Source organism: Rhizobium album (assembly GCF_003122325.1).
In the GTDB taxonomy this organism is placed as follows: domain Bacteria; phylum Pseudomonadota; class Alphaproteobacteria; order Rhizobiales; family Rhizobiaceae; genus Metarhizobium; species Metarhizobium album.
In genome coordinates, this window is sequence record NZ_QFBC01000004.1 from 356988 (window position 1) to 369257 (window position 12270).

Sequence of the window (12270 nt, forward strand, 5' to 3'; positions counted from 1 at the left end):
CCTCTTCACCGCAGCTGCCGTGGGTGGCACGTGCCGTGCGGGGGTAAGCGTTGAGGTACCCTTCAACGGGGTCCGCGATGCGGAGCGCTGGGTTTGTGCAGGCCAGCCCCCATTCTTTACAGAAGCGGCACTTCACGCAGGGCTTGGGGTTCTCGCTCATGGCCGGTGAGCCTTGGCCAACGCAGCCACGTCGTAGCCTTGCTCCCGCAAATCCGTGGCCATGTGGAAGGAGATGTTACGGCCCGACCGCCAGAGGGCTATGGCCTTACCGAGGGTGGATTGCATTTCGTTCTGGATAATCGCCGCTGCAGTGAAAGGCGTCCTCACCGTAGGGCTGGCCGCAATGATCACCGACAATGCCAATGTGCCGATGCTCGACGGCATCCACACCCCCAAGAATTCCCCAGGTCATTGAAGCGACATCTGCTGCCCCCGCCAACTGGCGTTTGGGGCCGACCAAACATTTTCAAAGGAATTACTATGACGCGTATCATCACGTATTCGTTCGCGCCTGCCAACTTGGTTTTTCCGGCCAACTGGGGTTACAGCATGGCGGGAACGCTGACCAAAAGCTGGAGCACGGTTTATTCAGGCTTCGCCTACAAAGCCAAGACACGCGCCGCGTTTGATCGCTGGGCCGCAACGTGCGACATGGGCGCATTCGAATTGCCGGACCCCGGTACAGCTCCGGGTGCCTCGACTGAGCCGCACGTTCGCTTCCACCTCGGAGCAATCGACGCCCCCACAGCTAGCCCGAATGTGCAAGCATTTGCCTTTTACTCACATGAGAGCGGGGGGCGCGCGTCCGATATTACGTTTGAAAACGATGCTGCCGACGTGGCGTTCGCGCAAATGACCAACAGCGGCGGCTTCACCTACTTCTATAGTTTGATCACCCACGAACTGGGTCACGCTATCATCGACATGCCGCACAACACGGAACCCGGAAGTGTTCTGAACGGTATCGGAAACGCTGTTCCCAGCTCCTACGATGCCTGGTGGGCCGCAAACAAATACGGCGCTGCCACAACGAACGCCCAAAAGCTTGCTCAGGGCAAGGCTCTCGGTATCGTGTGGTCGCTCTATAAGGGTGGAACCAACGGCAATCCTGACTTGCCAGGCACGGCCTATTGGGTCAACGGCATCAAGGCTGGCACGCGGACTGCGCTTGGATTGGCGTCAGCTCTGGTGGGGAACCTGGCCGGATTGGCGACACCGGATTTCATTTGGTTCCTGTACGACCGAATCCTCGCTCGGGCAGCCACCTCCACGGAACTTTCCTACTGGGGAACGCGTGTGTCGTCGGTCGGTCGTGCGCAGGTTTTCCTTGAGATCGCTGATAGCCCGGAGGCCGCAACCCGCCGTCAGGCGGTATTCTCTGGTTCCACGCTTTGGTGGTAAGGATTGGGGCCACCTTCTGGGGTGGCCTCTCCCTCAGTTTATCACGTAGCCGTGGTCAACCGAATGGATATAGGCAGTGATATTGACCTGCGCGACTTCTTCTGACCAAATCGTAGCAGGGTCATTCGTTACTGTATCCAGCCACTCTCGCATATAATACTCGGCTTGGTCGCCCGAGAAGTAGGTTCGCTCTGCCTGCGTGTCGAGTGCAGCCATGAAGTTGTGGGAGGCCATGGTCTTGTTGGCCAAGGTCTCCCTATCGATTCCTTGAGCCGCCATTGCAATGTTGACTGCGATGTTCTCTACAGTGAGCGCTCCAGTTTCTAGTTGCATCGCCCAAAAAGCCATTTCGGCATCCTCGGGCACCCGATCAAAGAGCTCGTGGTAGAGGCTAGAAATGGTCTCAGCAGGGGACTTCTGGGCATATAGCCGCTGGTACTCAGGCGTTCCAGTGATGTTCCCAATAGTCGAGAAGTCAGTCCCCCCCTTGGTCTCGTTTGAAAACCACAAAAAACCTTCTGGGTCCGCGGGCCGCCCAAAGACCGCGATGTAAACTGCCATCGTATTGTTGATGATCATGAAATCCACTCCTTATGCTAGAAATGTAGTTAGTTTATAAAAGCCACGCAATCTAGGCGGAGGATTACAGAGGTGCGCAAGCCGTCTCAAGTTAGGCAAAACGAGATAGGTCTCGCTGTTCGTGGAGATATTCGAATTTGAGATGTTCAGCTTAACCGCGCCCAAACCGACCGTTTCATGTGTCGGAATATTTGAGATTATGCGTTAAACGGCGGATTTTCAGAATATAAATTCGAAAATCGAACGCGATTTATCACAGAATTGATATTTACACTACAGTAATGTTATGCATCTGTGAAAATATTGACTTCCAATAGTTTCCCAATCAAAAATATATGTGGAAACAATTGGAGGTTCCGAAGATGTCCATCTCGTTACGCGGGAATAGCTTTCAGGCTACGGTAAATCATCACGGGCTCCGACAAAGACGGCAATTTCCAACAGCGGCTGAAGCCCGCCAGTGGGAGATAGCGGTAAAAAACACTTGCCAAGGCAGAAACGGGCAATGCCAAGCGTAAGTCACTAGGCCCGCGTTACCGCCCGGCAGACGTTGGAGAGTTAGCGGCGTACATGCTTAATTTCCATTGGAAGGGGATGAAGAGCTACAAAACGGCAAAAGTGAATCTCGACCATATTGTCAGGTTGATCGGTCCGCGTACAAAGCTGCCTTCTATCACTTCGCATACAATCAATGTGGCCATCGCCCAACTCAAGCAGGCCGAGTATCCACCCTGCACGATAAATAAGAAGGTCTCCCCACTCCGGTTCTGCCTGAAGTATGCGGTTGAACAGCAATGGCTTAAGCGGCTTCCAACTATGCCCTTTTACAAACCGACTGAAGGCCGTCTTCGTTGGTTCACAAGCGCTGAGGAAGCGCGGATGCTACGATGGTGCAGGGCGCATCTCTGCGATCTGCTATGGGACTACATTGTGGTCTCGCTTGATACAGGGCTTCGCCAAAGCGAGGTGCTGAATCTCAAAGCTCGAAATGTAAACGAGGGGCGGGTGACAGTTTGGGGCGCGCGAACACAAGACGACTGGGGCACAAAGGCGGGCAACACACGAGTTGTTCCGCTCACGCCCCGCGCTCGTGAGGTTTTGGAACGGCTCTCACTTGACAACCCAGGCCGACTTTTTCCGGTCTCGAAAGACCAGCTATTCGGTTCGTGGCAAAGAATGCGACAAGCGTTGGGATACGCTAGAGACCCAGAGTTTGTGCCCCATGCGATGCGTCATACGTTCTGCACGCGGCTGGTAAAGGCGAATGTGAACCTCGCGGTTATTCAAAAATTAGCAGGTCATCTGCGCATTGAGACGACGTTAAAATATGTGCACCTTGACGATGACGTTTTGGTGGAAGCGATTGAGCTTCTGAACGAGCACAGAGTGGGCATCATCTCAAGTAATGCTAGTGGACGTAGAAGCCCCAAAAAAACTGAGGACATCTTGCTTGATTCATACGACCTATCCTGAATGTTGTCATCGCGCTTGCCGTGGAATCGGCCATGTCCTGGGGGTTGGCCAACGATCCAATTTGGATTGATTGAGTTGGAACCCGAAGCATTTTTTGCCGAAAATTTACGAGCCGCCAAAATCAAATCAAAGGCTATAGGCATTCCCCCCCCTATGGGGGTGGGCAAGTCTCGCGACATTCAAAGAGGTGAATCGCCACGCGCCTACACTACATCCTTTGCGGGTTCAGATACCGTATTTGATGTGTCTTCTTGGATTTGCTCCGATTTAACGAGGGATGGCGCAGATTGGTGTAGTTGATCCACCCAAACTCGAAGGGGACGAACGCCGCTCGCGATTTCCGACAATGCCGCCCGGAGGCTTTTCAAAGCCTGCTCCTCGTCCTGCCAACCCTGAGGTGCGTAAGCGCCCCTAAGAATTTGAAGCTGCTCCACTGGTCGTCCCACAGCTTTAGACATAGCTGACAGCAGGTACGCGACACGCAAGTCTGCCTGTTCGTTTAGTCTCGGCCTTGCCTGAGGGGTGAACCATGCTAGGTCGTCAAAAACTGCAATCAGCTCGACGTACCGCTCCATTACAGACTTGTCAGCATAAAAGTGTACCGGCAAAAGATTAAGGGCGCCAACAAAGTCCGCATTGGTTGGATGTCGCCGCGTCCTCATCATAGCGACGAACAATTCCTGTCTAGATCGCATTCTCGAAGACCGCTCTTGATACCACAGCGTAATAACAACCGCGAAAATCGGCCCGATAAACGTTGCTGCCACTACAGCCCAATCAATGTTTGACCAATCCATTGCTAACGTGTCCCCCTCAGTTTTCTTAAGACTGGTGATAGTTGAAATGCAAAGCAAGACTGCAACTGAAGCAATTTGCTCTGTCTCAAAAGGTATACGGACAGCGGACAGCCAAAACAGGCTCAAAATCGTCCGATATGGATTGACATTTGAATTATCGAACATTATTCCGATTTCATCTTAAACCTTTTCGGACAGTCATTCCCATGAAAATCGGCTACGCCCGCGTCTCCTCCACCGGCCAGAACGAAACAGCACAGGTGGACATACTCACCCGCAATGGAGCGGAACAGGTCTTCATCGACAAGGCCAGCGGCACCAGCCGGGACGGGCGCCCGAAGCTGGCTGAAGCCATTCGTTATGCCCGCAAGGGCGATGCTCTAGTCATAACGCGACTCGACAGGCTGGCCCGCTCTGTCCCTGACCTGCACGCCATTGCCCAAGAGCTACAGGCGAAGGGCGTTGATCTTATCGTGACAGAACAGAAAATCGACACGTCCACCTCCATGGGGCGGCTCATGTTCAATATGCTCGGGGCCATTGCCGAGTTCGAAACGGACTTGCGGAAAGAGCGCCAGCTTGACGGCATCGCCAAGGCAAAGGACGAGGGTCGCTACAAAGGGCGTCCGGTGACGGTCGATGGCGATGCTATCAGGGCCGCCATCGCAGCCGGTGATAAGCCGATGGCAGTGGCCAAGCGGTTTAACGTGGCGCGTTCCACGGTCTACCGTATGAAGGCAGAAGCGATGCTGGATGATGCAGCTATTGCACCTTAGGGTGTGAGGCGGAGTGTCTATTTGCTTTAGAATAAACAAGCTGACAGTGTCTATCGGACATCTCTACCCAGTGCCACATTCTGTCTTTCGGCCCTTAGCCGGACATAGCCACGAATAATGTTTTCTCGAAATCCAAACCACCCAGAACCATATCCGATAATGACAGAACCGTGCCCATCCTTTCTTAGGGCAAGCATTCTCTGATTGAACTTTTCTCTCGTGAGAATTTGTCGCCCTCTTCGTGCACTCATTATCCGTTTGTAAGACGCCTCGTAAATCTCCGTCAGCTGCCTTCGCTCGGAGGTGGTGTCAGCCAAGGACCAAAGCGCTTCTTCGTAGTCTTCTGTGTTTTTCGTTTTCATCGTAGCGCGCTCGTATTGAAGTTTTAATGTGGCCTCCGCGCGACTGATTGCTCCTTCGATGCCATCCTTGTAGTGCTTCGACTGCAGAGACTCGGCAGGAGAGGCATCGTCAAAAGCACTCCAAAACATGGATTCCCCTATCAGATGCACATAATGAGGGAACCCATCGCTAATCTGTCCAACCCTAACAAGAAGTTCGCGATCTATTGCTATTCCAATCTTCTCTGCGGTATGATTTATTATATCCCATAAATAATTGTGATGCAGCTTGGGTAAATTTATTGTTTCCAGTACACGTCCCGCCGATGGATGCGCACCTATCAATTCATTTAGAGTAGAAGCTATTCCGCAAAAAATGAACCTTATTCCATCTCCAACTTCTGGAATATTTTTAATTAACTCTGCAAATTTCTCTTTCTCTCGAACATCGGTTATTCTCTCCATTTCATCTATAATAACGACCTGCTTGTCGGCTCGTACACTTTGAACATATCGAATAATATCAAGTGCTTCATTTATAGTACTCGGTTCATTGATCGTCGCGCGCGGGGCTTCCCCCTTTTTCAACGACCCGCCTACCCCCAACAAGTTCGCCCCATACGCCGATGAAGTGCCACCTTGCTCAATACGTTTCCGGATATCAGTTAAAGAATCTCCAATCGCCTTTACAACACTTCCGAAGGTACTTCCCTGGTTGCAAACGACGTATATTGGTGAGTACTTAGATGAATTTTGAAGGAATGCTGCCGTTTGCGCAACCGACGTCTTACCGACACCGCGATCTCCAAAAATAAAGATTTGCCTTCCCTGTGAGCTGAAGGTCCTGTCAATTGTTTTTAGTGCCGCATCTCGTCCGAATAATCTTTCCGGCGTTTTGATTGTTGCCGATGGGGTAAAATTTTCTGACATAATTTGCCGGAACATTTCTTCCGATACATTTGGAAAAGACATAAGGCACCAGCTCCGCTGTCGAATCAGATCAACGTTAAGTGGCACCATTTTCGCGCTAAACGCATCGGCATAGCAATGCTTTGTTCGAAGAGGGTGTGGATAGCTGGCCGGCAAAACCAAACTATGGACCGCAACCTAAAGCTCATCTTGCGGCAGGCAACCGCACCGCCTCCACACATGCCCGCGCTTGCTCAATAACCGGCCCCGCTGAATACACGCCCAGCGTCATGCCTTGCCGCTTGTGACCGACCACAACCGCGATTAGGCTTTCTGGCTGTCCAGCCCTTTCTGCCGCCGTAACGAACCAGCGGCGGAATGAATGGAAGTTGATGAGCGAACGTCTACGCCCATCACGCTCCTCCCGAACACCAATGGAGCGAGCGTATGCTGTAAACTGGTTTGATGTCTTGAATGACCGTTCTCGTTTCGTGTCTGCGTTCTTCGGTCCCGGCCACTCGGGGAAGAATGGATCATCGGGAGCTTTGCCCTTTGTCCGTCGCTCCACGATTTCTTTTAGGTCTGAGTGGATTGGGCACAAGCGTTCGACCTTTTCCTTCTTTTGCGGCTTGAAAACAAAGACCCCCTCGTCTCTGCAATCCTTCACCCGCAGGCACACGATAGGGTCGAGGCGGCAACCTGTTAGGGCCGCAATCCGCATTAGGTCGTGCATCGCTTGCGTGGTCTCACCAGTCAGCAGCTTAACCATCTCTTCTTGGGTAAAAGGTCGCTCTTTTTCATCGTGAGCGACTGGTGGAGGCATGAGTGCAAGCCCACGCCAAACATCCATGGTCACCTCCTCGCGCTTTTCCAGCCATTGCCAGTAGCGAGAAAGCCGATTGATGTACTTGTTCAACGTAACCGGTGACAAAGAAGGCTCCAGCCCCTGCAGATCATCGACAAAGCGAACAGCGGCCTTCTTGGACGGAAACGATTGCAGGAAAGGTTCGACCTCGTTCTCCTCGCACCAGCGTTTCAGCAGTTTTATCGCCCGCTCATCGTCGCCCCTGGTGCGCGGCTTGACGGTCAGTTGCGCCATATACTGGCTGTGGAAGTGGTCGATAGGTGTCGCCCTGCCCGCGACGATCTTCGCGAATTGCCTGGCTTGCCGCACCTTAGCGGGGTCAAACGCGGGCTCTTCTTCACCGGTTACAGGGTCGATATCAACGCTCGTGGGCTTACCAAGGACGGTATCGATAGCCACGGATATTCCCGTACTGATCGCCTCCACTTCAAGATCGTTGTCTGCCCTGCGCAGTTGACGCCGAAACTCTTCCGCAACGGAACGGAGATCGGCGCCCCCACCTGCCGCCGCCGCTTCCGCAATACGCGCTCGCATCTCGTTCACAATTGGCCATTTGAGCTGGTTTGCTACCGTGAGGCTGTCCGTATTGAGTGGGTGTTTCAGTCGTGTCCCGAGGCGGCTTTGAAGCTCTTTCGGAACGGACATCGTGACCCTCCACTTGCCCCGATGCTCCTCCAGATATTGCGTGTTTCGTGCTGTCGATCTTGCCATAAACGCGCCCCGCGTACCCCAGTACGTACCCCATTGACGTACCACCATGACATTGATATACCGCAACAATATTGAATTTCAATGGAGAATTTGGATGGCCGGTTACTCCCCGCTTAGCTCCACCAATCCGTTTGTCTTCTTGAATATTATAGAGAAATCAAACGGCTACGGCGAAGACGCCGAAATCCTCTGACCAATTTTTAGAATCCACTGATGTTCTGTGTCGCACATCATTGCGGTTGTCGGAATGTTAGTCCCGCCGTGAACTCCCCCGCGCCTCTGGCACGGCCCGCTCAACGGTACGCGCTTGGCTCTGCGCGCGCTATGGCGACGAAAACAAAACGTTAGATATAGCGAACTTGCAGTGCCCGTTGTTTCCGTGCGCGGAGGGCGCGGATGGGTATGCTGTTAAAGAGGCTGGAAAGCCGGTGACCGCTTTCTTGGTGGAACTGATCGCACAGCTCCAAGCCCACGCGACGGTGCCGATATCGATGCTCGGGCATACTCCGCGTGGTTGGCAAAGTGAGCCGACCACGGGTGCAGGATATCGCGCCTCCATCGATGGCGCACTACCACGCCACGGACGGCAGGCCTCACGATCAACCGCAAGACCATCACGACATTATCCCGGTCAGTCTTCGCGGAAATGTGAGCCCGAACATAGTTGCCCCCATGGCCGCTTCTATGCGTGAACCAGTTGGGCGAAAGACCGAGGTCCATCAAGCGATGAAAATGGTCTCCATCCACGATGGCCAGCCGGCCGTCGTTCAGTTGCACTTGAACAATTGGGCAGCCGTCCTTGTCGATGGCCTCGGTCAACAGACGGCGAGCCATCGGATACAGTTCATTACAGCACCATTTTCCTTTTTGAAATCAATATATTGGCGCAAGCGAGCGCTGACCGGCGTCGTGGCGATCAGCCTCTGTCGACTGCATCCTGTCCGTGGCAATTCAAGGGGTGTCACGCTCCGTGCGCAGATTGGTGACCACGCGGCGATTCTGCACCTTGCAGGAGCGATCGGTGCAATCGCGAACCTCGCGGTCGTTGCCGTAGCCCTTGGCCCACATGCGGCTGGACGCCACGCCCTTCGAGGCGAGATAGGCCATTGCCGCATCGGCGCGCTTTTGCGACAGTTTCACCATTGACGATGCGCTGCCGGAATCGTCGGCGAACCCCTGCAGTTTCACCAGCCAGCGTGGATTGCTCACAAGCCAGGCTGCCTGCTTGTCCAAGGTGGCCCTGGCGACGGAATCGAGGCTTGCCGAATCCTCGTTGAAATAGGTCCGGCGTCCGACGTTCAGGATGAAATCTTCCTTGCTGCCCGGCAGGACGCTTTCGAAACCCGGCGCCGGATCGTTGGTTTGCCCGGTCATCGGCACCGCAGCAGGCTCTTCCACCGAAGCAATGTCGGTGGTGGTGCAGGCCGTGAGAGTGAGAAGCGCTGCCATAGAAAACAGCAGCCTTGCATATCCGGTCGGTGCAGACATCAGGGTAGGTTTCCTCATTCGACCGGGGTTGCGTCACTGACCTGCGGGGCTTGGTCGGCAATATGCGGCAGGACCTGTACCGCCGTGCCGATGGGGCAGCGCTGGTAGAGATCGATGGCATCCTCGTTGAACATGCGGATGCAACCGCTGGAGGCGTCCCGGCCGATGCTGCCCGGCTCCAATGTGCCATGGAACCGATAGCCGGTATCGACGCCGTCGCGAAGCAGGTACATGGCGCGCGGCCCAAGCGGATTTTTCGGAGAGCCGCCCTCGACGAATTTCGGCAGTTCCGGGTGACGCTTGCGCATGTCATCGGGCGGCGTCCAGCGAGGCCAGAGCGATTTCTGGTCGATGGTCGCCCGGCCATACCACTTGAAACCCTCACGCCCGACGCCGACGCCGTAGCGGATGGCCGTCTTGTTCTCCATGATCAGATAGAGAAAATGGTGCCTCGTATCGACGACGACGGTGCCGATCGGCTCGCTACTGAAGTATTTGACGACCTGGCGATGCCATTTCTTGTCGATCGCGGCGAAATTGGTTGCCCGGTAGGTCACGCCGTTATCGACGGCCTGACCGGCGAAATAGGATGATGCCGCAGCGAATGCCGGCTTCCCAGCCGCCTCCGCGCCGATCAACGCCAGGCTACCAAGCATCATGTCCCTGCGGGTCCACACCATCGGCACCTTCCCCCGAAAGCCAAACAGTTGACCGACAATAAATCAGATTTTCCACCGGCAACAATGGAAAAATTCCGCTGCCGATTCTTCTACGGAGAGATAGAAAATGTTTTTCTCACGAAAATTACAAATATTCTCGTAATTTCATATTAATTAACGTATTATTTTACAAACACAAAATTTTTATAATTCAAATATATGTAATATTTATGTAATATTTATGAAATATTTTATAAATATTATAGCATAAATATATAATACTCATATATATTTCTGAAAATTATCTACAATATGTTTATATATTTATCTGATCAGAGAAAAGAAATTATTATTGACAGGATCGAGGCGAAAATTCTCAAATCCCACCCGATTTTTTTGGATCGCTCCGATTCCTGACATCGATAATTTCATGTCCTCACCCAAACGGGTGATAAAACAACTGCGTTTTTTGTGCATGATGAGGGCGGACATCCTGTCAAGTCCAACTGCCCAACGCCTTCCCCAACCCCAAGGGAAGGCGTTTTCTGTTTTGCGGCCTGCATATTTTCAAACGCCGCTTTCATTCTTCCTGAAGCGTTCACGCAGCTCGGCCTTGAGGATCTTGCCCATCGGGTTTTTCGGCAGCTCGTCGAGAACGATAAAGCGGCGCGGGCGAGCGTAGTCGGCAAGCTTGTCGCGGCAGAAAGCGGCGATTTCGTCGAAATCGAGGGTCGCGCCCGGCGCCGGCGCCACGGCAGCGGCGACATCCTCGCCGAGATCCTTGTGGGGAATTGCAAAGACTGCCGCCTCGCGGATCGCGGGATGGCGGTAAAGCACTTCCTCGACGGCAATCGAGGCGATCTTCAAGCCGCCGCGATTGATCACGTCCTTGCGGCGGTCGGTGAAGAAAAGATAGCCGTCCGGATCGAGATGGCCGATGTCGCCGGTGCGGATACCGCCGCGAATAAAGGCTTCCGCCGTCGCTTGCGGATTGCGGAAATATCCGGTCGCCACGCCGGGGCCGGTCAGGAAAATTTCGCCGGTCTCGCCCCTCGGAAGCTCCTGGCCCTGTTCGTCGAGGATTTCCAGGCCGCAATAGGGCATGGCGATGCCGATGGAGCCGGCCTTTTTGCGCATCATCGAGGGTTCGAGCACCGTACCGGACGGCCCGCTTTCGGTCATGCCGTAGATCTGCACCTGTTGGACATGCGGCCAGCGGCGGTCGATGCGCTCCACCACCTCGAGCGGCATGGCCGATCCGCCATAGCCGATCCGCCGCAGCGAAGAAACGTCATAGGTGCCGCGCGAAAATTCGTCGATCATGAAATGGATGACCGAAGGCACGCCGTGGTAGAAGGTCGATTTTTCCTTGCCGATCAGTTCCAGCCGGCCGGCATTGCTGAGCGGCTCCTCGAAGACGAGGCCGCCACCGGCGACCCAGCTCGACATGCATCCAAGGTTGAGTCCGGAACTGGTGAAGAATGGCCAGCCACCCTGATAAAGATCGCCACGCTGCAGGCCGAGTGCTGTGCTGCAACTCAGGCCCGCGCCGATCATGGTGCGATGGTTGTGCATCACCGCTTTGGAGCGCGCCGTTGTTCCGGACGTGAACAAAAGGCAGGCCAGGCGCATCGGATCCTGCGGATCGGGCGGCATGGGCAGGGCAAGGCTTGCGGCGGGATCCGGCCAGCGTCGGGCCTGTTCCATATCCGCGCCGTCACCATCGACGATCAGCAGCATCGCCGGCGGAAACAGGCGCCGGATGCGCGCGGCATCGGCGGCGGTGCAGACGACGGCAGCCGGCTCCACCAGAACCAACGCATGCTGCAGTTCTTCATCGGCATAACGGACGTTCAGCGGGCTGACCGAGGCGCCGAGCCGCAAGGCACCGAGCGAGGTCAGGATGCATTCCCTGCCGGCGTCATTGCCCAGGAAGATGGCGATCCGGTCATCCGGCGCCATGCCTTCGGCGGCCAGCCCTGCCGCCATGACATCCATGCGTTCGACAAGCTGGGCATAGGTCAGCCGATCGCGCCAGCCATAGACCGAGCGGGCGGAAAGGGCGAGAAGCGAAGGGCTTTCGCCGGCGCGGCGGCGCAGAAGCTGCGGCACCGTCAGGGAAAGGACGTCGGGTTGCTGTTCGGTCATGGGCACACTGTCGGAGGTTGAATTTGCCCGATTATGCCGGAACTTGCCGCTGGTTTGCATGCCGGTCTTTGGTCTCCGGCGCGGACCAATGACCGGCTTGCCCGCGGGCGCAGACAATTCGAT

11 protein-coding genes are annotated in these 12270 nt (G+C 54.7%); 3 read left to right on the top strand and 8 right to left on the bottom strand.

Annotated elements, in window-relative coordinates; translation table 11 throughout:
- Positions 1 to 156: 156 nt before the first annotated feature.
- Positions 157 to 384 (bottom strand): hypothetical protein, encoded by a 228-nt coding sequence (locus tag DEM27_RS12465; RefSeq protein ID WP_109458552.1) that lies wholly within the window; start codon positions 382 to 384, stop codon positions 157 to 159.
- A gap of 96 nt (positions 385 to 480) precedes the next feature.
- On the opposite strand from DEM27_RS12465, the gene DEM27_RS12470 reads away from it, so the two are divergent.
- On the top strand, positions 481 to 1401 hold the full coding sequence (locus DEM27_RS12470) for a DUF4214 domain-containing protein (protein ID WP_109458553.1): 921 nt from the start codon (positions 481 to 483) through the stop codon (positions 1399 to 1401).
- Positions 1402 to 1434: 33 nt separating this feature from the next.
- On the opposite strand, the gene DEM27_RS12475 is transcribed toward DEM27_RS12470, so the two are convergent.
- Positions 1435 to 1980 carry a DUF4214 domain-containing protein gene (locus tag DEM27_RS12475; RefSeq protein ID WP_109458554.1) on the bottom strand — a complete coding sequence of 182 codons (546 nt, stop codon included), beginning with the start codon at positions 1978 to 1980 and terminating at the stop codon, positions 1435 to 1437.
- Between the two features lie 594 nt (positions 1981 to 2574).
- On the opposite strand from DEM27_RS12475, the gene DEM27_RS12480 reads away from it, so the two are divergent.
- Entirely contained in the window at positions 2575 to 3453 is an 879-nt protein-coding gene (locus DEM27_RS12480; protein ID WP_165823405.1) for a tyrosine-type recombinase/integrase, read from the top strand.
- 203 nt (positions 3454 to 3656) lie between these two features.
- Here the strand turns inward: DEM27_RS12480 and DEM27_RS12485 are convergent, their stop codons facing one another.
- A complete protein-coding gene (locus DEM27_RS12485; RefSeq protein WP_128755494.1) occupies positions 3657 to 4415 on the bottom strand; it encodes a DUF6680 family protein in 759 nt (252 codons plus the stop codon).
- A gap of 41 nt (positions 4416 to 4456) precedes the next feature.
- Here DEM27_RS12485 and DEM27_RS12490 point away from each other — a divergent pair, with 41 nt between their 5' ends.
- Positions 4457 to 5026, top strand: a complete 570-nt coding sequence (locus DEM27_RS12490; RefSeq protein ID WP_205908893.1) for a recombinase family protein — start codon at positions 4457 to 4459, stop codon at positions 5024 to 5026.
- A gap of 50 nt (positions 5027 to 5076) precedes the next feature.
- On the opposite strand, the gene DEM27_RS12495 is transcribed toward DEM27_RS12490, so the two are convergent.
- The 5 genes from DEM27_RS12495 to DEM27_RS12520 all read right to left on the bottom strand — a co-directional run bounded on the left by DEM27_RS12495 (position 5077) and on the right by DEM27_RS12520 (position 12147).
- On the bottom strand, positions 5077 to 6339 hold the full coding sequence (locus DEM27_RS12495) for an ATP-binding protein (RefSeq protein ID WP_165823406.1): 1263 nt from the start codon (positions 6337 to 6339) through the stop codon (positions 5077 to 5079).
- A gap of 142 nt (positions 6340 to 6481) precedes the next feature.
- Positions 6482 to 7786, bottom strand: coding sequence for a tyrosine-type recombinase/integrase (locus DEM27_RS12500; RefSeq protein ID WP_245445805.1), 1305 nt, complete (start codon positions 7784 to 7786; stop codon positions 6482 to 6484).
- Between the two features lie 1017 nt (positions 7787 to 8803).
- On the bottom strand, positions 8804 to 9358 hold the full coding sequence (locus tag DEM27_RS12510) for an OmpA family protein (RefSeq protein WP_109458559.1): 555 nt from the start codon (positions 9356 to 9358) through the stop codon (positions 8804 to 8806).
- Positions 9355 to 10020 carry a L,D-transpeptidase gene (locus DEM27_RS12515; RefSeq protein ID WP_109458560.1) on the bottom strand — a complete coding sequence of 222 codons (666 nt, stop codon included), beginning with the start codon at positions 10018 to 10020 and terminating at the stop codon, positions 9355 to 9357. The genes DEM27_RS12510 and DEM27_RS12515 overlap by 4 nt, the downstream gene beginning before the upstream one ends.
- A gap of 546 nt (positions 10021 to 10566) precedes the next feature.
- Entirely contained in the window at positions 10567 to 12147 is a 1581-nt protein-coding gene (locus DEM27_RS12520) for a class I adenylate-forming enzyme family protein (RefSeq protein WP_165823407.1), read from the bottom strand.
- Positions 12148 to 12270 lie beyond the last annotated feature (123 nt).